Raw genomic sequence first — 21,468 nt, 5'->3', positions numbered from 1 at the left:
CCGATACACGGGATGCCAGTGCGTAAATACTCGTGGCGTCGCCGGCTATCTCCTGACGATGCGCGCGCTGGGCAAACAGGCAATGAGCGTTGCAAATGCGCGATTCCTTTTCGAGATTGGTCAATTGCTCGAAGGGAAAGCGCGGCCGTAACAACGGGCTATCGTCTTCGCGATATACGACTTTCGTTCGAAGACTTCGAACTTGCCCGGCCATGGGAGCGAGTTGCCCGTAGCCACGACACTGGAAAGAAACAGTGGTCGCATGTGCCGGGGTGGCCCTACATCTTGGACCTCATGCACGCTTCCACAATGCTGGCCTCGCTGGCCACCCTGGCCATCGCCCATTTGCTCGCATGCGCCTCACCGGGCCCGAGTTTCATTTTTGTGGCGCAATCCGCTGCAAGCCGCTCGCGGCGGGCGGGTCTCCTGGCGGCACTCGGTATGAGTGCAGGTGCTGCCGTGTGGGCGGCCGGCGCGCTGCTTGGCCTCGCCGCGCTTTTCGAGCGGGTCGCGGAGTTGTACCGCGTAGCGCAGATCGCCGGCGGGCTGTACCTCGTCTACATCGCGTACCGCATTGCCCAGCACGCGAAGGATCCGCTGCCCGCACCGGGAAGTGCGCCCCCAACCAGCGATGCGCGAATCTTTCTCGGCGCGATGCGCGTGCAGCTCGCGAACCCCAAGGTCTCGGTGTTCTTCGCCTCGATCTTCATTACCGTCTTGCCGCGCGAGGCGTCCCTCGCGTTCCGCCTGGCGGTGCTGCTCATGGTCATCGTCGACGAGACACTTTGGTATTCCTTCGTCGCCACGGTTCTCTCGACGAGCCGCGCGCGCACCATCTACGGGCGGTTCAAGACTGCGGCCGATCGCATCACCGGGGCCTTCCTCGGGTTGCTCGGTTTCCGCCTCGTCCTGCAAGGCGCCCGTGCGGTGAAGTAGCTCAGAGGTAAATCATGCACGTGATTCCCTCGTCCGAAAGATCGATCGAACTCGTGGTCAGCGCGCAGATCTGCGCAAAGCCGTTTTCGTCGAGCTGATTGGGCGGGTCTTCCCACGTGCATTGCAAACCTTGGCCTCCAGGTGCGCACTTGAAGCTCGGCGCAATGGCCGAAACGCTGGCACCGGCGTCCGCGGGGACCTGGAAGAAAATGCGATCGCAGAATTGCCCGCGCGTGATGGCCTCGCAACTCAGGGCGGCGAGCCGCGACATTCTCACGTGCGTCTTGCGCAGATCGCATCGGCCTCCATCCGCCGTCTTTTGATCGTAGTCGCACGTCCCGGCGTCGCCCGAAGCGCTGTCCACGGTGCCGGTGTCCGGCAACGGTGTAGTGCTCTGGTCCGAGCCTGCATCGCTTCCGCCCGAGGGCTTGTTCGGTGGCCCATCATTGTCATCGCTGCACGCGGCGAATGCCACGATGGTAAAAAGCGCGCCAGCACAGGCGGCATAACCCCATAAGCCCGAATGGAATGAGCGCATATCCTCAAGGATGGCCGGGAGCTCCTGGAGGTGGGCACGAGGATTTCCCCCTATTGCGCCAAGCGACGCGCTACGCGAGCCTTTCAGGCGGACTTCAGGAAGTCGATGACCGTGCGAACGTATGCGAGCTGATCGTCCCACATGGTCATGTGGGCGCCTTTGTCCGAGATCCACGAGCGCGCATTGGGCATGAGGGTAGCCATTTTCCTCATCTCCTCCGGCGGCATCTCATCGTACTTTGCCCCAATGGTCAGGGTCCGCGTACGGATGCGCGGAAGGTCGGCCCAGCGGTCCCAATTCTTCAAGGTCCCGGTGACGGACATGACGTTCGGGCCCTGCATGTAATTGTAAATGTCGCGGTTGAAGTGGCGAAAGATGCGCTCCATGGGCTCGGGCCACGGGCGGGGCAGCCGGCATAGGTGGCGCGTGTAGAACACGTCCATCATCACACGCTGATACTCCGGCGCGTCGAACTTCCCCTCGCGTTCGTACTTGTCGAGAATGGCCTGTGTATCCGGGGGAAGCTCGGCCCGCAGCGAGCGCGCATACACCTCCGCGGACCGGACCCCCGCGGGCATGTTCGAGATGATCAGCCCCTTCAAATGCTCCGGATAGGCCAGGGCGTATTCGATCCCCAGAATGCCACCCCAGGAGTGACCGAGAAGATAAAACCCCTCGAGCCCGAGCCCCTTGCGAACCGACTCCACCTCGTCGCGAAAGCGCTCCAGGGTCCAAAGCTTCGGATCGTTCGGCTTGTCGGAATAGGTCGAATCGAGTTGATCGTAATAGTAAAACTCGATTCCATTCTGCGGGAGAAAGTCCTCGAAGCACTCGAAATAGGAGTGGTCGACGCCAGGACCTCCGTGCAACAACAGAAGCTTGATGGGCGCATCGCCCACCTTTTTGGTCCAGACGTGGTAGCCGCCCTCGATTTCAATCATGCGGGCGCCGCCGCTGCGAATCCGTCCATCCGTCGGGAGCACGGCGGCCGTGCTTTCGGTCTTCGTGCACGCGGCCATCATCAGCGCTCCGGCCCCCGACGAGATGAACGAACGGCGATTCATCTCTTGGGTGTACCCGCCCAAACGATGGCATTCTTCAAAAGCGTCTTGTAGGCCGTATTCTGCATGAGATTGGGATGGTGCCCCATGAAGATGTACACGTTCTTGGCCCTGTACTTCGGGTTGCTCCACACCACGGGGTGGTCGCCTCCCATTTTGATGTCCGACGGCGGCTTGTACGAGTTCTCGTCGACATTGGCGAGAACGTGGACATTGGGCCTCGGGCTCTTGTCCCAGGTGTACCATTCGTCCTTGGTCACCTGGAATTTGGCGGGCACGCCGGCGAAGATGGGGTGCGAGCGGTCTTCGATGCGGACGGTGGCCTCGGCGAACGAGGCAATGTAATTCTGGTAATTGATCTTCCCGAGGAAGTCGCCATACCACGTCCACAGTGGTTCGGTCTCCGGCTGGACCTCGGGACCATACAGGCCCGCGTGGTGCAGCCCCACCCAACCGCCACGGCCCTCGGAGATGTACTTTTCGAAGGCAGCTTGTGCCGTCCGATTCCAACCCCATGGCACGTAATTGAGCTGCAGAATCATATTGTACTTCGAGAGCACCGCGTCCGTGATCCCATTGGGACTCTCGACGAACGTGATCTCCAAATTGTTCGCCGGGGCAATTTGTTTGAGCCACGTCGTCGCCGCGTTTACGAACGGCGCGTGGATCTCGTCCTCGCCGTTCACTTTCAGCTGCCCGATGCTGAGCACCTTCACCTTGGGCGTCGCCGCCAAATTGCTCCCGGTGTCATCAACGGCCGAAGCCGTCGCGTTCGCCTCCCCCGAGCCGTCGCTTCCACATCCTGCAGCGGTCACGAAGATGGCCAGCAGCATGGCCGGTCGGATGGAACGACGCGTGAGAGCGGATGCATACGTCATATGGATCTCCCCGTGAATTATCCAATGGCACTGCGCACGCCTGGTCTCCGGCGCGATTATCGATGTATAGGAATGCGCCTCGGAAAGGCAAGGCGCATAGTCCCGCAGTGCCAATGGATGTGTGCGCACCGATTGTAGCTGCCGGTCGGTTTGCGCAACGAACTCAATAGAGATCGTGATCGAGCTTCACCAAGATGAACTCGTTGTCATCGGGGAGCCCCAAACCTTTGTGCCGGCCGATGCTGCCTGGATAATTGTTGTCATTGGTCACCGCCAGAAGGCGCGGTCCCAACACCAGCACGCTTTCGATGGTTTGGAATGGGAACGAAAATGGATTACCGAGTCCCACATCCCCAGCGAGCCCCGTTCCAGCCGAAAGCTGCAGCGTATCCGGAATGGCATTCAAATTGACGAGATCCGTTTTGGTGACCGCCGCGCCCGAAGCCGAGGGCAGCTCGACTTGGAAGAGACGTTTCCAGCCATTGACGTCGCCCTGCGTTCCGTCGCGCTCGATGATGATGCCCTTCTTGTCGGTGAAGAGCACGAACTCCCCAATCGATTCCCCGTGTTCGCCATATTGGTACTTGAACTGGGTTCCGGTGAAGCTTCGCGTGTTCGTATCGAATTCGCTGATGAGCAATTGCCCCGCCGGTGCGCCGGTGAGCGGCTTCTCCAGCAAGGGGTAGAGCTTTTTGCCGTCCGGCGAAACGGCGAGGCCTTCGAAGCCGCCGCTGGTTTGCGAACGAACTGCATAATCCAAGGTGGTGCGGCGGTAGGGCCAGTACATTCCGGCCATCCACGGCGTATTGTTCGCGTCGGAAAGTGATTCGGTCACGGGCGCGTTGATGTCCAGCGGCTGGAAGTTCGTCCCGTCGTCGCAATACGACTTTCCGCCCGCGTTCTGCCCCGTCGGGCAAAGGGAGAAGTCGCCGAACAAGTACACCGTCCGAATGTACGGGTAGCGCTCTTGCACCTGCAGCAAGGTACGAAAGTCGAAGCTCTGGATGTCGGCACGGTCTTCGAGGCCGCGGGCGGTAATCAGGCCCGCAATCGCCGTCACGAATTCACCGGGACTTTTCGTGGTGTCCGGCCGGCGCGGATCCAACTTCGTTTCGATGTTGAAGCGAATGCGCGAGGCATTTTTCCAGCGCTTGGTCGCCTCCGGGTGGGTCTTGCCCTCGCCATTCTCGTAATAATCGACGTAGAAATCGACGAAGTCGAACACCTGCTCCAGGCTCGCCATCATGTAAATTTCGTCGGCGTTGCGGTGCCGTTGTGCCCAGAAGGCGCGCGACACGGGGGAGAGCGCAAGATCGTTGGTCTGCGGCGTTCCGCTGCGGATGACCCCATCGTTGAGGATGGGAAACGAAGGATCCTGAATGTTCGCGAAGGTCACGTCCTTGATGTGGACCGGCAGCGCTCCCCCGCCCTTCCGGCGCGACTTCTTCGGCTCGCCCGGAAGGGAGCCTTGGAAATCCCTATCGTGGTACATCACGGGAACGTTGTCCGCGGTGAGCCCGCAGTCCATTTCCAGTGTGCCAATCAGATTGTCCAGGCCGACTTCGTACGACGGAATCGTGTTCTCGGGCCGCAAATCGCGCCCGCCGCGATGGGCTTGCGCATCGAACTTCGAGCGGTCGATCAAACCGTCCGCATCGAGGAGGTCTCCCGGTTTGCCGTCTTTGTTCGCATCGTAGGAGGCAATCGTGCTGTAAAGAATATCGGGCCGATCGGAGATGATGCCGTTGACCCCGAGATCGAGCATCTCCTTCATGCGGGCCGCATCGTTCACCGTCCACGTGACCACGGGATAGCCTGCGGCCTGGATGCTCGGGAACGAGCCGGGGCTCTTCGTCAGGCGAACGATTTCATCGTTGGCGGCTTGAAGACCGGTATTGCCGTTGGGGCCCGGTGTATTGGGATGGTCGAAATTGTCGCGCTGCGTGTTGAAGCCGCGGTTGCCAGTATTGTCGGCGTCGACGACATGCACATGCCACGGGGAGAACACGGGCGTCTTGGTCACACCGTGTGCGCGGCCATGGGCCTTCGCCGCATTCATCACGCGAATGGCGGAAGCCTCCTCCAGCCAGGGATTCTGCGGGGAGCGCACGAACTGCCCCGGGTGCTCGAAATCGGGCAGCGGATACGGCGCATCGAGAAGTTTGCCCGATGGATCGAAGTGCAAGAGGAACGGGCCGAATTCGTCGCCAATCCAAAGTGTGCCGTCGGCGGCCACGCGCAGCGACTCGGGGTCGAAGTCGGCGCCTGTGAGAAGCCGGCGCGAGGTGAATTGATTGACGATGGTGAACTTCACCTTTTTATCGGGATCGCGCAGCTCGATGTAGCTGAGTACGTCGACACCGCCGGAGCCGCCCATGCTGGTTTTGTACGAGGGCCGCACGCGGTAGATGCGCAACATGGAATCCGCCGAGTTTTCAATGCCGCCGAAGCCATTGTCGACCAGCGTGTAAAACGACCCATCGCCGAGATCGACCAGCGACGAGAATCCTTGAACCGGCTGCGAGGCCCAGAACCCACCGGTGATCTCGCCCGATGGGGGCCCCGGTGCGAACGTCGCCGCCGGCAGCACCGCACGACCGACCAGACCGGGGGGATCGCTTTCCGAAACGCCCCATTTGTCCGTCTTGCCGGCATTCGCGCCGTCTTTGCCATCGTGCCCCGGGGCGCCGGGCGCACCTGCGGCGCCGTCATCACCCGTGCACCCTACAACGAGAAACGAACCGGCCAGAAGCCCGGCCACCGCCCGACCCAATCGAATCATCGCTCTATCTCCTATGCCGCGTGCGTTTTAGCTCAGGCGACGCGTTTGGGCGCACGGTGCCGGCTTTTGGCGCCAACCTCTGTGACGATTTCGCGAACGCCAGGTTAAATGTTCTCTGCCCAACTCAAGAGAACGCGCTCACGCGCCATTGACAAGAGCGTCCGGCAGACATATTACCCGTAGTAACTTACGAATGGTAACCAAAGTGTTTCTTTCCGGGCTCGCCGTCCTCGCGCTGGCCTGCACGCCTTCTGGGAAAGCCATGTCCAACGACAAAGCCGACGAAATGCGAATTCGCCAAATCGTGGACGAATGGGTCGGTGCATTCCGCGATGGGAATGTCGACCGCGTCCTAACGCTCCACGCACCGGGCATCGTTTCGTTCGATATCGTGCCGCCCTTGCGTTACGTGGGCAGGGAGGCATATCGAAAGCCATGGGATGCCGTCTTTTCCACGTTCGAACGGCCGATCGCGATGGAGATTCAAGATTTGACCATCACCGTCCGCGACGGCATCGCGTTCAGCCATAGCCTGAATCGCATGGTGGGCACCGCCAAAAGTGGCCAAAAGAGCGACTACTGGTTTCGCTGGACCGCCTGCTACGAGAAAATCGACGGCCAATGGCTCATCGTGCATGACCATTCCTCGGCGCCGACGGATTTCGCGAGCGGCAAGGCATCGCTCGAGCTAAAGCCGTAGGCATGACGGCCAACCAGGTGATGATCATCACGGGCGCCAGCCGCGGCATCGGCGCTGCCACCGCCCGGTGTGCCGCCACGCGAGGTTACGCCGTGGCGGTGAATTTCGCGCGGGATGGCGCTGCCGCCGAACGCGTGGTGTCCGAGCTGATCGCGCGGGGCGTGGAGGCCCTCCCCGTTCAAGCCGACGTAAGCCGGCAGGACGATGTGCGCCGACTTTTCGAGACAGTGGATGCTCGACTCGGACCCGTCACGGTGCTGGTCAACAATGCGGGCGTGGTCGATCGGCAATACCGGATCGATGCCATGGACGAGGAGCGACTTTTGCGCATGTTCTCCATGAACGTCGTCGGAAGCTTCCTCTGCGCACGCGAAGCCATCCGCCGCATGTCCACGCGCTACGGCGGCGCGGGAGGATGCATCGTCAACGTGTCCTCGGCCGCGGCGCGTCTTGGGTCGCCGGGCGAGTACGTGGATTATGCGGCGGCAAAAGGTGCCATCGATACGTTCACCCTCGGGCTTGCGCGCGAGATCGCCGCGGAAGGCATCCGGGTGAACGCCGTGCGTCCGGGGATCATCCTCACGGATATTCATGGGAGCGGCGGCGATCCAGGGCGCGCCGAGCGTCTTGCACCCAATTTGCCCATGCAGCGCGCGGGCACCGCCGACGAGGTGGCCGAGGCCATCCTATGGCTCGCCTCCCCCGCGGCCTCGTATACGACGGGCGCCATCGTGGACGTGACCGGCGGCCGTTGAACGACTACTTCGCCGATAGCTCGAGCATCGTCGAAGCCATATGCTGTGCGGGCCCGTATTTTTGATATTTCGAACCCTCGGGGAGGCTCGCAAGGAGGGATGCGGCCTCGCTCCGGAGCCCAAACGCAACAGCGTACCTGCCCACGGAATAGATTCTCGCGATGGCGGCCTCGTACGGGTAGACGGAGTGCTGTATCGCCGCATGTGTCGAGGCCTCTCGAATCGTTGCCATGAACGCCGTGAGAATGGCCCGTCCCTCGGCGAGTTCCCCGCGATCGGCAAGAAAGGCGAGAAGCGCATCGAAAATCGGATGGGCAATGAGGCTCCACTGGCCGCCGAGGCCATCGGGAATCTGCATTTCCCTGGCGAATTGGGAAAACCATCGACGCAGCTCCTTGGAGCGCGCGATCCATTCGGGGTGTCGCACCACGGCGGCGATGACCGCGTGAGGCGGTGCGCCCGTGGTTTCACGGATACGCAGGAGCATGGCGATGCGTGCATCGTCGCTCACCCCCCGAATATCCGCGGCCGATCGGATTCGACATGCCGTCTCATTCTTCGGAAGGACCGAGCCATCCGGAGCAAAGATTCGAGACGACATCTCGCGGAACCGAGTTTCTGCGTCGGCGTCCGGCACCCAATGCGCCTGTTCTCGAAGGACCACGCATCGTGGATACTCCCGGTGCAGATTTCCCAGCTCACCATCGAGCTCGCGCATCCGCTGCCGGGCTTCGTCCATGCCCACTGGCTCGTTCTCGGGTGGGGCGAGATTCTGCGTGGGCGAGAATACGATCCGCGTCGGCGGCGGAGGTCGACCAGGGTACGCAGCGCTCTGAGGCACCTCGAGAGCGTAACGGGCGCCGCTCGCCGCAACGGCAAGATCGAAGGAGCGCTCCGGGAGTCCCTTCGTCGATGGATAGTCGCCGCGCCTCGCGACAATCTCCGCGATGAGCGCGCGAGCCGCGGGATCGGCTCGGAGACGCGCCCCAAATACCCTCATCGTTTCGAGGCGGTGCATCACCAGCTCGAACGAAATCGCATCCGCATCCTCCGCACCGGCACCCTCGCCTCTTGGCAGATTCAGGCGTCGGCGGATGTCCGGAATCCACGCGGGAAAGAGACTCCGTGCTTCGGGTGATGGATTGTCTCGACGGGTGTCATCGAGAACGCTGCCCGCCACGGATGAAACGATGAGAGCTTCGCGATCATCCCGTGGAAACTGCAGGCGCTTTTGCAAAAAGGAGCGGGCTTCGCCCACATTCCAATAGAGATTCGCGTGCACGAGGCGATCGAGTGCCAGATACCGAATCACGGACTTCGGCGGGGTCGGCCCCTGTTCATCGGGCAAACGTCGATACGGCGTGAGTCGTTCGGGGCTCAGCTCCACGAGCCGCATGAGGTATGCGGCCTTGTCGTCCATGACCTCGGTCGTATCCTCGATGGCCCCCACCGCAAAAACGCGTGCCACCAGCATCCGCGAAAAAACCACCTGGCCGTCGCCAAACGTCGTCGCGCTCATGGCACGACGAAAGTCCGGGCTGCACGAAGGCGCGGGAAAGCGATCGCTGACATCCGGAAACAAGGGCGGCATCGTTTCCAAAATGTGCGCACTCACGATGGACGGCGACTGCGCCCGCGCCCACTCACGACGAAGGTACGCGAACATCTCGTCCTCGTCGGGGCGGCCCACGCGGGGAACTTCGCCCGAGAGGCAGGGCTCTTCAGGCCAAGAAAAGCGCCGCGATGCAGGAGCGCATCCTATGGACGCAGAAAGAAGAAGCGAGAAGGCCGCGATCACACGTCGACGGATCATGTCCGCCGTTGGACACGCGACCCTTCTCGTCCCTGGGTGACGTCGGTTACTTGGTGGCCGAGCCGGTCAATTTGATGCTGCAGAAGACGTTCGCGGTGCCGGTGGCGTCGGCGTGGAGCACACCACTCGCATCGATGGAGGCATTGGCCCCGGTCACGTCCACGTTGTACGTGGTCGAGCCGTCCGACAGCTGGCACTGCGTACGTTCCTTGAGTTTGGCGTGCGTGGCGTCCGTCTCGACGAATGGGATTTTGCATCCTTGGACGGTGACCACGATTTCCCCAGCCGCGCTCCCCGCGGTCACCTCACCGGATTTTCCGGCGAGATCGAACGGAGTCGAGAGACATGGGGAGGAGACTTGGCTTCCGGATTGGAAGGTCCACGTTCCCAGAAAGGCGTCTTCCAAAAGCGAATCCGACTCTTCCGCTGATGCCGTAATGCCAAAGGACGCCGTCGCCAGACCGAGTACGAGGGCAGCACTCCACTTTTTGAACATGGCTCCTCCAATGCGGTTCGTATCTTTCATGAAGACAATCGATTTACCTGCACCAGTGACCGGGCAATATGAATGGATTGAGCCGGTCGAATGCAAGCGATATTCGATTAATTCAAATATGAATTTCGAGAGACGAATGGCCGGACTGTCGCAATGCGACAAAGCCATTCACGCCGACGTGCTTCGCGGCGTGGCGGATGCGGGGCATTGCGACATCCGTGAAGGTCCGGTGATGGCGGCCGACGCGGTGCGCGCCCGGGCCGGGTCGAACGGCGGGGCCTCGACGTCCTCGTGAGGCACCCGATCGCTCCGCGAAGCCGCCACAGGTAGTAGCTCTCCCGGTCCGGTCCCACGCGGCAGAAAATCCTCGGGCGTCAGCCGGTGCAAATGAAATTCGAACAATTGCCACGTCAAATGGTTCGTTATCATCGGACTTCCGCGGCAATTTCTCCGAGCTGAGCCGCGACGATGCCGAATACGAAATACAGCGCAGGAAGCCATGGTGCGACCCCCAGCAAAACATCGATGTCGTCGGCGTAACGGAAGACGCCGGCCGCCACGAGTGCCGACTCCACGGCCACTCCGCCCACCGCCGTCGCAAAACCACATATCAGGGCAGGCTTGTCCCCAAATCGATGCCACGCCAACGCGGCCAGGGCGACGACGAGAAGCGTGCTCGGAACCAACGGCTGATGGTGCACCAACGCGGTGAGCGCATAAAGCCCCATGACCGCGGCAACGCCGGCAACGCCATCGCCCACGGTGAGGGTGGTCCGTGGCGAGGGCAGATGCAGACGCAACTCGGCATTGGCCACAGTCGCAAGGCCCACCAAAATGGGAAACCAGAAAGGGCCATCCCAGATGAAAGGCGTCGACGTGGGGAAATACTGCGTCGTGCCGCTCGCCACGTGACCGTGATCCCCAAAGGGCGCTACGAAGGCGCCGACGGCGAAGAGGATCACGAGGCGGAGCGGCGATAGCTTCATTCCCTCCGAGGTTACACGACCGAGGCGCCGCGATCACCGAGCGAACGGCGCCGCCATCAGCGAGCCACTGCGCGCGCCGTCGTAGTCCCAGTAGAAATCGCCCCAATATCCCATTTTGTCGTCGACCGCGATGGCGGTGACGCCAATCGTGTTGGCGCGGCGACGGTAGGTGCGCTGTGCAAGAAGGACCCAAGGCGTGGAGCCGTCGATGGGCACCCAGCGGATCTCGGCCCGACGTGGAGAATCGAACAGCGCCGAGTACGCAATGCCGTTGCCGCTGAGCGTGAGTGGCCCGGCGATGGACACGTCCGGATCGAGGACCGCGTAGGCACCATCGACGGACACGCGAAGGAGCGCGCCTCGAAACGGTGAAAGAGCCGGCGTGCGGTCCTCGACGAAGTACACATTGCCACCGCGCGCGGCGAGCGCGCGGATGGTGGATTGGTCACTCACCATGACTTGGACCGCACCGCCTCGCTTGGGCACGCGACGTATGGATCCATTCCTATCGCCCCACGGACCGGAGGCGAAATAGACCGAGACATCGTCCATCGCGAGCTCCGTCGGCAATTGTTCCTTGTCCGCAAGTGTGACCGGAACCCCGCCACGTTTGTCCACCGCCCGCACGGCGCCGGTCTTGGCGGACGTCATGTTGGCGCTGAAATCCCCTTGCACCGTCCAATAGACGCGCGTGCCATCGACGACAACGCGATAGGGCCTATTTTGCTCCGACGCGAGGACCGTGACGATGCCATCACGCTTCGAGCGTTTGAGCACCGTCCCGCGCGTGAGATCCGTCCAGTAGATCGCCTCGTCGTCGACCGCCAGTCCAAGGATGTATTGGCCGCTGATCTTGCTCGGGTCCACGAGCAATTCGGGCCATCCACCTTGCTTCGTGACCCGCCAAATTTGCCCGCGGTCCGAGCTCCAGTACACGTGGTCGTCGTCGAACACGATGGCGCGAAAGTCGGAGTCAGGCGCGGCAAGACGCCTGGCCGGTGCCGCGCCACCGGGGTTTGCGGATAGCTCCCAAGCTTGCGTTTCCGTTTCTTCGGTAGCCCCACCACCGCAGCCGCTCGACACAACGATCAAGGCAAGAGCCAAGGCGTATTTCATGCACCCGCACTTAGCAAGCCGCGCACCATCGCGTTTCTTCGCGAGGCAAGGTGTGCGCGTTTTCTTCCCTATGGTCGCTCGATCAGGGCGTGCGATTCTCGCGCAGCATGAGACGGTTGCCGTCCGGATCGCGGAGGACGGCGACCCACGCGACGGGTTGCTCGATGGGTTGGGGCGTCTCGAATTCGACGCCCCGCGCTTTCAGCGTTTCGAACGTTTTGCGGCAATCGCTCGTTTCGAAGGTGCACACCCCCGGCACGAGGCCCTGCGTTGGTTTGGCCTTTCCATGGGTGCCTGGCCATAGAACAATTTGCAGATCTTGCCCCGCAAGCCCCACGGTTAAAAATCGCGTGCCCGTCGGCAAAGGATTGTCCGCGCGCTTCTCGAATCCAAGGACGTCCGTGTAGAAATCGAGCGCCTTGTCTTGGTCGTTCACGAACAGGGTCACATACGCCACTTTGCTCAGCATGGTCTCTCTCCTTCAGGGCCTTTCGTCGTCCCTGCGATCCCCTGACGACGGGCGTGAGCAAAAGGTGACCGCCGCAGAGAAAAAAAATGGAGTCCGCGCGCTCAAAGCTCAATCTTTCCTCCCACGAGCTCCCCGCGCACAAATTGAACAGATGTCCTTTTGACCTCAAAAAAAATTTGCCAAATCGAGCTCGCTGTCCGAGCGGAATGATGGCTGACCGGACTGCGCCCATGTTGAAGCAACGGCGTTGGGCACGTCGGCGAACTGACGAAGAGGGTTTGCTAGCAGCCATTGCGCCGCCGTTGACCCTCGCTATGTTTCCGTCGCGGCGAATCGCCGCGGTCCGAGAAGAAAGGAGCGTTTTGCCATGGGCATCGTACAAGAGGGATTGAAGGTGCCGGCAAAAGTGGTGGGCGCAGCCACAGACCTGTTGATCGGCAAGAAACCGGCGGACGACAAAGTCGTCACGGCGGTAACCAACTACATCCGCGCGGTAGACAAGGGCAACTTGATTTCGATGAAGGAAATCTCGCGGGGCTTGCAGGATGTAGGGCCTTCCGATCTGAGCCAGCAGGCAAAGTCGAGGATACGAGCCGAGGTAGACACCGCAACGAAAACGGTATTCGCGAAGTATGCGAAGGAGGGTAGCTACCATCCGATGAACCGGGAGATCCAACTTTTCAGGGGGCACGTCAGGCGTCTGACCTCGTGATTTCATGATGGCACCGGCCTCCTCGGGTCACCGGAAACCGGGCTTGGCCGAGGAGGCCGAACCTTGTCACCTTCCATCCGTACGACCGCCACCGTGGCGCCTTTGGTACGGCGCGAAGCCGTCGCGGAATGAAGGCCCATGTCCACTCCTCGTTGACTTGGACCGGTCGAACTTTCGGTAGCAAACGCGTCTACGAAACAGCGAATTGGCGTCATTTTCCGTGCGCAAAGCGAACGCGTCTTCATGCCAATGTATTGGCATCGTGGTTGCTGTACTGGAAGGCTCACGCTTGGCAGTTTCTTTTCATCTCAACCATGAGGTCCTTCCCAATGATGCGAACAGGCATCCTGCAGGCGACATTTGCCGTCAGTGCACTTTCTTCGATTGTCTTTGCCGCTTCGCCGGCACGTGCGAACGATTACTATTGCGACAATGACCGCGCGGCCTCTCAATATCCCAATTGCAATACGGGTTCCGACGCCGGGTGGGTCCTTCGCACGGGCCAGGGCGGCGATGCGAACGGAGACGATCGCTTGGGCGGCCCGGGCACCCACTTCTATGGTTGGTCTTTCTACGGTCTCAGCGGCGGCAACCGATTCTGGCTCGATGTGTACTTGAACAACTTCGACTTCACCGATACGCGCGCGGGATACGGCGCGTCCAGCCAGGACGTCGGTTATATCAATCAGAATACCGCCCCCGGCGGCTGGAGCCGAATCGGCACCGGCACGAGCTATCCGTCCTTCCGCGTCCAAGCATGGAATGACAGCGGCGCAGGGAGAACGGGCGCCGATCTGATCAAGATCCAGACATTCAGCAGTTTCGCCGCCGCCCAAACCGATGCCGACGAGTCGGCCGCTGCATGCGCCACCACGTTTCAAGTGGCCGACCCGCGTGTGGCTGCGATTCAGCAGAAAATGCTGAGCGCCGTCGACCACTACCGCGATGTTCAAGGCTCGTTTCGCATTGCATTTTCCAAGATTGGTCAGGACGAGCGCGTCGACTTCACCGTCTCCGAGCAAATCGCGAGCAGTTCGGTGCGGATTACCAAGGCAAACGGCAACGTGGTGGAGCGCACGTCCAATGCCCAATCGGCCGTGACCCGCTATTTGGATACGTCGACCTTCCGCAAAGCCGCCCTCGCCCCGGTGTTGCGGCCCGTGGGTGCCCGCGTGATCGTCAACAAGACGTGCGAGCCGGTGTACGTGCATCGACAAGATCCCGCTTGGGGCGATGCGGCCAACGAAGTTACATCCCCGGAGAATTATGCCTTTTGGCTCAGCAGCTCCAATGCGGCGGTCGTCGGCAACGAGAGGCTTCTCGGGCGCGCGGTCACCGTCGTCGAAGGGCAGCACGATGCGTATTTGAGCCGCAAGCTCGGCGCCACCACGTTCAAAATGTGGGTCGACGACGAGACGGGCGTGCTCTTGAAGCTCGTCGGAACCAATGAAAAAGGTCTGACGGCGTATTCCATCGACGTCAGCGATATCCGGTTCAACCGCGGTGTCGACGCCAAAGCGTTCACCGTGGACGAGCCTGCGGGCTGGAAGAACCTCAGCGCGGAGTGATGTTCAGCGGGCCAGTGCGAGGCTCAAGAGAGTGGCCGTCTCGATCGGCGTCCATTCCACGATGGGCTTCGTGATCTCGACGCGGGCGCGGTGTGAGCCGCGCCCGCAGCTGCGGATGCCCTCGTAACGGAAGGGGGCGGTGGTGCGCTTCAAATCGTAGGTGCAGCGCCCGACATATCCGCTCAGGTGATTCGCACCGACTTCGAAGCTCGTTTGGGCATTGCCGACGATGCCCTGAATGCGCATCACCCCCGCGGGTCCTTCGATGACGTCCAAATTGAGCGGACCACCGCCAAAGATGCCCCGCGCGCTCGCCCCGTCGAACGAGACGTTCACCGGAATATCGTATGCGCTGCCTTGGAAGCCGGGCCCCTCGGAGAACTCCATGGACGCCGGTGAGGCAATGGACGCGCGGTGCAGGCTGATTCGCGAGCCAATGATGTTGTCGTCTTCGACGGAGGCGGTAAACGCGTGCGTTCCGCCCGTCCACAAGACCAGATGCGCGGCTGCAGGCTCGGGGCCTTTCGCCGGCGGGGGCGACGACGATGAACACCCGCTCGCGACCATAAGCATAAGCCCCCCGACAAGCCATTTGCTTTGCATGATCCCAATCATACCGCATCCCGCGGCGGGTGCCCGTGCGCCCACCGGTTGCCTTGCACGGATTTCACCCGTGGGCTTTGGAGCCCTTCTTACCCAGTTGCCAACCTTTGCGGCGCACGTCGGCGGCAATGTCGGCTACGGCGATGCTTCGAAGCCGCGTGAGAAGCAAGGCCTCGGCGTCCGCCAGAGCTCCACCCAATGCGCGATTGACGGCCTGTTCGACCAGGCACCCCGGGCTATCGACCCGGTGGCCAATACTGAACACCGTCGGGGTGCCAAGCGCGTCATAAATCTCGCCCAAGGTCACCGAGTCCAATCCACGCGCGAGCGACCAGCCACCGCCGTGCCCCTTCTCCGAGTGAACGATGCCCGCCTCGCGCAGGCCCGCCATCGTCCTTCGCAGAACGACGGGGTTCATGCCCATCATGGGGCCGAGTGTCTCCGACGTATGCACTCCGCCCATTTCACCCATATGGAGGAGGACGTGGAGTGCCACGGAAAGCCGGCTGTCGCGTCTCATGATACATGAAGTGCTACGTGAGGCGTTCCACACGTCAAGGGCCTACGCGCGAACGGATGTGCGCGGTGGTCCCCGGGAGCGGTAAATTTGGCTCGATTCATGGCTGGGACCGGTGCGGCATGGGGCGTGCTCTTACTCGGCGCAGCTTCCCATGAGATCCATATTCGCAGGGGCGATGCTCCTTTTGGCCGGCTGCTCGTCCGGCGGCAACTCGGGCGAGGGTTCGAACAGCGACGAATGCCGGTTGCACGTGCAGCTCTCCGGGGGGCTCGACGCGAAGCTCGGGGACACCTCCCAAGGCTGCGTCTATTCGGCGCGCTCCGTCGGATTTGCGCCGCTCGACGGAAAGGTGGTCGTGGCCATGTTCGTGCGGAAGATCGAGGCCGGGCAAACCGGAACCTTCGCCGCCGATATGACCGTCAACGCCGGTCAGGATCGCTGGGGCGGTGCCACGTGCACCGTCGACGTCGAAAGCAACGTGCCCGCGCCACTCACCTACGACGCGGGCATGTCCTTCAATCCGCACCTGCTCAAGGGCAAAGGATCGTGCTCGACGCAAGCCGTCTTCCAAGGCGACGCCGGCACGAAGCCGCCCATCGACATTGGCGCCTTCACGTTCACGTTCACGACGCTTTTCTATTGATCACTTGTGCTGGAGAAGCTCCTCCAATGCGGTTTGATCGGTAAGGTCGAGCCGCAGCGGGGTGATCGAGACCCAATCGTGCTCGATGGCCCAGCGATCGGTGCCGGGTTCCGGGGATTCGATCGGTTTGACGGCGAACCAGAAAATGTCGCGGCCGTGAGGATCGCGTGCGGGCACGATGTGGCCATCGTAATGCCGCACCGATTGTCGCGTGAATTGCACGCCGCGCGGATGGGGCGGAAAGTTCACATTCACCAAGCAGAGCTTCGGCAGCTCGAGAAGCTGTGCAATGACGCGCCCGATGTGGGGACGCAAAATCTCGTAATCGTCCTCCGTCTCCGACGCGCTCAGCGCGACACCGCGCATGCCGAGAAGGGAGGCTTGCTTGGCTGCCGCAAGCGTGCCCGAATGCCACATCGAATTGCCGACATTGAGTCCGATGTTCACGCCGGACAGAACCAAATCGACTTTTCCCCAGATGTGGCTGCCGAGGGCCACGCAATCGGCGGGCGTGCCGTTCACGCGGAATGCATCGAAATGCCCTACTTTGGCAAGCCGCTGCGAAAGCGGTCGCGACGACGTCACGGCGTGCGCCATCGACGACTGTTCGACGTCGGGTGCGACAATCCGCACCTGCCCGAATTCCGACGCGGCCTCGGCCAGTGCGACCAGGCCGGGGCTATAAATCCCATCATCATTGGTCACGAGGATGCGCATCCGCAAAAGCAGTGCATAGAGAGGGCCAAGAGTAGGTCCACGCCGTGCATCGCGAGCCACGCCATGCGGGCAGCGCTGCTTTTCAATCCCGGCGCCGGCGGGGCGACGACCGAAGCGGAACTCGTTTCCGCACTCGACCGCATTGGTTGGAAGGTGCAGTTTCGCGTCTCCGAGGAGCACCTCGATCCGGATCTGTCGGAGCACGCTGACGTCGTCGTGGCCGCAGGCGGCGATGGGACGGTGGCCACCGTGGCCAAACGGCTCGCGCACACCGAGCTGCGAATGGCCATCGTGCCCATGGGCACCGTGAACAATGTCGCACGCTCGCTCGGGCTCTGCCTCGAACCGATGGCGGCGATCGCAGGGTTGGCGACACCGGTGGAGCGGCGCATCGATTTGGGTGCACTCTGCACGGGACCGAAAGAGTCGTATTTCGTCGAGGGATTCAGCGCCGGCTTTCTTGGCCACGTGCTCGGAGAGAAAGCGAGCGACCGCCACAAGAAAAAGGCCAGCCGCGCCTTCACGTTGATTGCCAATGCCTTGGAGACGTACCCCTCACACCGCTACGAGGTGCAGGCCGACGGGCGCGATCTTTCCGGCGACTACGTGCTGGTGGCGGTCATGAACGCCCGCAGCTTGGGGCCGGCCCTGACCCTGGCGCCCCGTGCGCGCCTCGACGATGGAAAGCTCGAGCTGGTGTGCATTTGCCCCGAGGAAAAGCGGACCATCATCGACGCGTTGCGACGGGCGGAAAAGGAAGAGGATCTCTCCCTTCCCGCCTTCGAAACGATCCGCGCCGAACGCGTGCGCATCCACGGGCTCGGGCGCTGGGCGCACCTCGACGACGAACCGTGGGAACTGGACGACCCCGTCGAAATTGCGGTTGCCGCAGGCGCCGTGCGTTGGCTGGCGCCCAGCAGGCATCTCTAGATATGGTTAGTACGCGGAATTGGTCGGCTTGGTGTCGGCGCGTTGCCAGGCTTTTTGAAAAGCCTGCTCGCTCTCGGTGGCCTCTTTGGTCTTCTTTTGCGCGCGCAAGGCACGCGAAAGCCCGAACAGCGACCAGCCGTTCTTCGGATTGCGGCGCAGATCCTCGCGGTACACGGCCTCCGCTTGTGCGGCCTTGCCATTCGTCAGCAGGGCGGCCCCGAGCAGCTGGCGCACGGGATAGAACCAGTCCGCCGGTTCGTCATAGGCCAGCGTATCCTCTTTGGCGACGGCCTCGGTGAGGAGACGGATCTCCTCGGCGGCGTTTCCGCGCGCTTTGGCGACACTCGCTTCGCTCACGCGCAGGGCCACGGTCATGACGAGCTTGGCGTCGTTCGTTCCGGCTTGAATGTCGGCGGGCAATCCATCAATGAGCTTGCGCAGCTTGGCGACGTCGGCCTCGGCGTCAGCCGCCTTCTTCTTTTCGGCGCTGGCAACGGCATGCGCGTAGAGCCACATGCCCGTAAGGAGCGTGTACTTCGCCTCGGGGGCCGGCGTCGTGAGCATTTCGTCCCACATGCCAAATCGGATCAGGGCCGTGTACTTCGGTGAGAGGTACCAGTCCAACCCCGGCATCATGCCGAGCACCTCGGGCGGGAGGCTTTCCCCGGCGTTGCGTGCGGCCTCGAGCGTCTCGGCCTTGCGGCCTTCCATGGCCGCCGAATAGGCAAGAAAGAGACGATTGTGCGCAGTGTACATTCCGTAATAGCCGAGCGGGCGAATCTTGCTCATGTAGCTCTTGTCGGCCACGATGGCCTGGCGGTTCGCTTCCACGGCATCGTCGTAGCGGCCCACGCGTTGGTACACGTGCGCGGGCATGTGCACGAGGTGCCCTGCCCCTTTCATCATGGTGGCCACGCGCTCGGCGGAGGGGACGGCCTTTTCTGGATGCGGCGACGCCTCCACGGCGTGAATGTAATAATGATTCGCGCCGGGGTGGTTCGGATCCTTGGCCAGGACCGCTTCGAGCGTGGCCACGATTTCCTCCGTGCCCGGCGCCGGCTTACCGTCGGCCGACCAGAGTTTCCACGGATTGAGCATCATTTTCGATTCGGCATACATCGTTTGCACGTCGAGATCGCCCGGGAAGCGCTTTGCGGCATCCTTCATCGCGGCGGAATAGGCCTCGAGGAAGGGCTGCATTTGCGGCGGCTCGAGCGGCTCCGGCCCTTTGTAACGCTTGGCCAGCGCATTAATGAGCGCCTGCTCCACGGGCGTACCCTTGGAGGCATTTTGCAGCGCCAGGTTGCGCGCCTGCCATGCCGCCTGCGCGCGATCAGGCATCATGGGCATGTTGTAGTTCGGCCCCAGGGCCAGCGACGCGCCCCACCAGCACATGCCGCATCCGGGATCGATCAGCCCCGCCTTGACGAACGAGCGCGTCGACTCGTCGTGGTTGAAGGCGTAAAGCAGCCGCATCCCTTGGTCGAAGTACTTTTGCGCCTCCGGCGACGAGGTCGTCACCTTGCGGGAGAAGCCGCCCAAATCGTCGAACAGAATCGCGCCCTCTCCCCATTTCGTGAGCGCATCCCCTTGAACGGGTGCCGGCGCGCTGTGCGCGGACGTCTGGGCAACCGGCGGTGGAGCAGGTGGCGGCGCCGCCGGCGCGGGCGGCGGACTCGAGCCACATGCCATCAAGGACATCGTTCCTACGAGACACCCCAAGCCCGTGAGCTTCTTCATCGTTCATCGCCTCCGAATGACGATCGCGTGGTGAGGCGCCGGAGCGTAACACCCTCGCAGGAGCGTGCGCGGCAACATCGATGATGGATGACCTCAGAAACGATTCAACCGAGGCTGACGTGCCCATCCGGTTGCGCTCCCCAAAGCGAGAGCGGCGTTATCGCGGACTCGATGCGCAGGCGGCCGTCATCGAGGTCGAGCATGAGGGGGCGCGACGATGCGACGAGCCGCGAACGCAGCGACTCGGGGATGTAGTCCATGGTGGCGAGCCGTTGTTCGTAATCGAGAAAGCTGTGGCACCCCACCGCTTGAACGCCATGGCGCCGTGGTGCGGCGAGCACGTCGGCCAAATCGAACGCAGCCGTTTTGGCCGATTGGATCACGTCGATGGCACCGACGTGTCGCGAGACCACGCGCTCGGGGAATGCGGCGGCGGCGAAGTGCCGGTAGAGGACGTACTCGGACGCGCCCGTCCACTTGCTCGCGTCGGCGGTGGCCAGAAATGCTTTCCAAAAGGGGAGCCCGTGGTGGCGTTCGACGCGTCGAATCAGCTCGTCGACGATGGTGCGATCGAACACCATATGGTGCTGCATCCCACTGTACGCGTCGACGGTCGCCCATCCCGGCACCAGCCGCGCGGCGGAGGCGAGCGCGGTGTGCTCCTCCGGCACGACGTGATCGCGTGTCTCGAGGTTCCAATGCAACGGATAGCCCATCGGCAAAAGCGATTGCCCCGAGGCATTGACGAATTCGATATCCGCCACGAAGGTGTAATCCGCATCGAGCACCAGCAAATGGCGATTGGCGCGCGGCACGGCGCGAAAGCATGAAAGCTTGGTCAGCTGTTGAAAGTACCAAGATGCATTTTCATGACGGCAGCCGGCCTCGGCGAGCGCCGCCTCGACCTGCGCGCGCGAGGGCTCGAGGGCGGCTTCGTCGATCCATACGATGGGGATGTCACGCGATAGGGCCGCGGGCGTAGGCACATTGGCCGGCAACGACGCGGGCGCGACGAGGTGAATGGCCCGTATCGGGTTTCGACTGTGTCGAAGCAAATGGCCGATACAGGCCGCGACGTTTCGAGTGTCCTTGGGTGCCACCGGCACCAATACGTCGATTTCAGGTAATGCGATATCGCGTGGCATCACCCATCGATGGTACGCCTTCGACGGGCTACAAAAGCTCGATTCGCGGTCGCTCGGGTGCAACGCGGCGTTGCATCCGCTTGGCGAGACGCTGACCATCCTCCGTCACGGATCCCACAGCCAAGTGAATCACTTCGTATTTGATGGGCGGTAGCACGTGGTTCGCGTGCGCATGGCGGACGAGCTGCTGCATCGTCCGCAGCGCCTGGGCGCGCGTCGGCGCTTTGCAGTTGCACTCGGGCAAGAGCGGGCAGTGCGCGAGCACCGAACCGTCATCTTGATGTTGGAGAACGATGGGAAGATTTTGAAGGGTATTCATGCTGGCGAGCTCTCCTCGACAACGTGGGCCCCCCGGCGGAA

At 62.2% G+C, this 21,468-nt stretch carries 23 protein-coding genes; 8 read left to right on the top strand and 15 right to left on the bottom strand.

What is annotated here, in order from left to right:
• Nucleotides 1-294: 294 nt before the first annotated feature.
• Nucleotides 295-936 carry a LysE family transporter gene (locus tag LZC95_51395; protein WXA94816.1) on the top strand — a complete coding sequence of 214 codons (642 nt, stop codon included), beginning with the start codon at nt 295-297 and terminating at the stop codon, nt 934-936.
• A 1-nt stretch (nt 937) separates the two neighbouring features.
• On the opposite strand, the gene LZC95_51390 is transcribed toward LZC95_51395, so the two are convergent.
• From LZC95_51390 to LZC95_51375, 4 genes are all read right to left on the bottom strand, one after another.
• Nucleotides 938-1,411, bottom strand: a complete 474-nt coding sequence (locus LZC95_51390; GenBank protein ID WXA94815.1) for a hypothetical protein — start codon at nt 1,409-1,411, stop codon at nt 938-940.
• Nucleotides 1,412-1,557: 146 nt separating this feature from the next.
• On the bottom strand, nt 1,558-2,538 hold the full coding sequence (locus LZC95_51385; GenBank protein WXA94814.1) for a proline iminopeptidase-family hydrolase: 981 nt from the start codon (nt 2,536-2,538) through the stop codon (nt 1,558-1,560).
• Nucleotides 2,535-3,413, bottom strand: a complete 879-nt coding sequence (locus LZC95_51380; protein WXA94813.1) for a ThuA domain-containing protein — start codon at nt 3,411-3,413, stop codon at nt 2,535-2,537. The genes LZC95_51385 and LZC95_51380 overlap by 4 nt, the downstream gene beginning before the upstream one ends.
• 163 nt (nt 3,414-3,576) lie before the next feature.
• Nucleotides 3,577-6,195: an esterase-like activity of phytase family protein gene (locus tag LZC95_51375; protein ID WXA94812.1), complete on the bottom strand. Its 2,619-nt coding sequence runs from the start codon at nt 6,193-6,195 to the stop codon at nt 3,577-3,579.
• A gap of 193 nt (nt 6,196-6,388) precedes the next feature.
• Between LZC95_51375 and LZC95_51370 the strand changes: the two genes are divergently transcribed.
• A complete protein-coding gene (locus LZC95_51370) occupies nt 6,389-6,895 on the top strand; it encodes an SgcJ/EcaC family oxidoreductase (protein ID WXA94811.1) in 507 nt (168 codons plus the stop codon).
• A gap of 2 nt (nt 6,896-6,897) precedes the next feature.
• Complete coding sequence (locus LZC95_51365; GenBank protein ID WXA94810.1) at nt 6,898-7,650, top strand: SDR family oxidoreductase; 753 nt, start codon at nt 6,898-6,900, stop codon at nt 7,648-7,650.
• Between the two features lie 4 nt (nt 7,651-7,654).
• Here LZC95_51365 and LZC95_51360 read toward each other — a convergent pair whose 3' ends face one another.
• Both LZC95_51360 and LZC95_51355 read right to left on the bottom strand, forming a co-directional pair.
• Complete coding sequence (locus tag LZC95_51360) at nt 7,655-9,340, bottom strand: hypothetical protein (GenBank protein ID WXA94809.1); 1,686 nt, start codon at nt 9,338-9,340, stop codon at nt 7,655-7,657.
• Between the two features lie 169 nt (nt 9,341-9,509).
• Entirely contained in the window at nt 9,510-9,989 is a 480-nt protein-coding gene (locus LZC95_51355; GenBank protein ID WXA94808.1) for a hypothetical protein, read from the bottom strand.
• Here LZC95_51355 and LZC95_51350 point away from each other — a divergent pair.
• Nucleotides 9,988-10,254, top strand: coding sequence for a hypothetical protein (locus LZC95_51350; GenBank protein WXA94807.1), 267 nt, complete (start codon nt 9,988-9,990; stop codon nt 10,252-10,254). The two genes, LZC95_51355 and LZC95_51350, sit on opposite strands and share 2 nt — an antisense overlap.
• Nucleotides 10,255-10,384: 130 nt before the next feature.
• Here LZC95_51350 and LZC95_51345 read toward each other — a convergent pair whose 3' ends face one another.
• The 3 genes from LZC95_51345 to LZC95_51335 form a co-directional block, all read right to left on the bottom strand.
• On the bottom strand, nt 10,385-10,945 hold the full coding sequence (locus LZC95_51345) for a hypothetical protein (GenBank protein WXA94806.1): 561 nt from the start codon (nt 10,943-10,945) through the stop codon (nt 10,385-10,387).
• Between the two features lie 33 nt (nt 10,946-10,978).
• Nucleotides 10,979-12,061, bottom strand: coding sequence for a hypothetical protein (locus LZC95_51340; protein WXA94805.1), 1,083 nt, complete (start codon nt 12,059-12,061; stop codon nt 10,979-10,981).
• An 82-nt stretch (nt 12,062-12,143) separates the two neighbouring features.
• On the bottom strand, nt 12,144-12,530 hold the full coding sequence (locus tag LZC95_51335; GenBank protein WXA94804.1) for a VOC family protein: 387 nt from the start codon (nt 12,528-12,530) through the stop codon (nt 12,144-12,146).
• A gap of 367 nt (nt 12,531-12,897) precedes the next feature.
• On the opposite strand from LZC95_51335, the gene LZC95_51330 reads away from it, so the two are divergent.
• Both LZC95_51330 and LZC95_51325 read left to right on the top strand, forming a co-directional pair.
• A complete protein-coding gene (locus tag LZC95_51330; GenBank protein ID WXA94803.1) occupies nt 12,898-13,242 on the top strand; it encodes a hypothetical protein in 345 nt (114 codons plus the stop codon).
• 329 nt (nt 13,243-13,571) lie between these two features.
• Entirely contained in the window at nt 13,572-14,810 is a 1,239-nt protein-coding gene (locus LZC95_51325) for a hypothetical protein (protein WXA94802.1), read from the top strand.
• A gap of 3 nt (nt 14,811-14,813) precedes the next feature.
• On the opposite strand, the gene LZC95_51320 is transcribed toward LZC95_51325, so the two are convergent.
• Together LZC95_51320 and LZC95_51315 are read right to left on the bottom strand one after the other, a co-directional pair.
• The gene (locus LZC95_51320; protein WXA94801.1) at nt 14,814-15,383 is read right to left on the bottom strand and encodes a hypothetical protein; all 570 of its coding nucleotides are present in this window, start codon (nt 15,381-15,383) and stop codon (nt 14,814-14,816) included.
• 94 nt (nt 15,384-15,477) lie between these two features.
• Nucleotides 15,478-15,933 carry an Rrf2 family transcriptional regulator gene (locus tag LZC95_51315; GenBank protein ID WXA94800.1) on the bottom strand — a complete coding sequence of 152 codons (456 nt, stop codon included), beginning with the start codon at nt 15,931-15,933 and terminating at the stop codon, nt 15,478-15,480.
• A gap of 151 nt (nt 15,934-16,084) precedes the next feature.
• Between LZC95_51315 and LZC95_51310 the strand changes: the two genes are divergently transcribed.
• On the top strand, nt 16,085-16,576 hold the full coding sequence (locus tag LZC95_51310; GenBank protein ID WXA94799.1) for a hypothetical protein: 492 nt from the start codon (nt 16,085-16,087) through the stop codon (nt 16,574-16,576).
• Here the strand turns inward: LZC95_51310 and surE are convergent, their stop codons facing one another.
• Nucleotides 16,577-17,293 (bottom strand): 5'/3'-nucleotidase SurE, encoded by a 717-nt coding sequence (surE, locus tag LZC95_51305; protein ID WXA94798.1) that lies wholly within the window; start codon nt 17,291-17,293, stop codon nt 16,577-16,579.
• 63 nt (nt 17,294-17,356) lie between these two features.
• Between surE and LZC95_51300 the strand changes: the two genes are divergently transcribed.
• Nucleotides 17,357-18,223, top strand: a complete 867-nt coding sequence (locus tag LZC95_51300) for a hypothetical protein (GenBank protein WXA94797.1) — start codon at nt 17,357-17,359, stop codon at nt 18,221-18,223.
• A gap of 6 nt (nt 18,224-18,229) precedes the next feature.
• Here LZC95_51300 and LZC95_51295 read toward each other — a convergent pair whose 3' ends face one another.
• From LZC95_51295 to LZC95_51285, 3 genes are all read right to left on the bottom strand, one after another.
• A complete protein-coding gene (locus LZC95_51295) occupies nt 18,230-19,963 on the bottom strand; it encodes a hypothetical protein (protein WXA94796.1) in 1,734 nt (577 codons plus the stop codon).
• Between the two features lie 104 nt (nt 19,964-20,067).
• Entirely contained in the window at nt 20,068-21,108 is a 1,041-nt protein-coding gene (locus LZC95_51290; GenBank protein WXA94795.1) for a DUF6492 family protein, read from the bottom strand.
• A 28-nt stretch (nt 21,109-21,136) separates the two neighbouring features.
• Nucleotides 21,137-21,427 (bottom strand): hypothetical protein, encoded by a 291-nt coding sequence (locus tag LZC95_51285; protein ID WXA94794.1) that lies wholly within the window; start codon nt 21,425-21,427, stop codon nt 21,137-21,139.
• Nucleotides 21,428-21,468: the final 41 nt, after the last annotated feature.

The sequence above is a fragment of the Sorangiineae bacterium MSr12523 genome, assembly GCA_037157775.1.
GTDB classification, from domain to species: domain Bacteria; phylum Myxococcota_A; class Polyangia; order Polyangiales; family Polyangiaceae; genus Pendulispora; species Pendulispora brunnea.
Note: the sequence above shows the minus strand (reverse complement) of the source record. Positions and strands in the feature narration are given on the sequence as shown.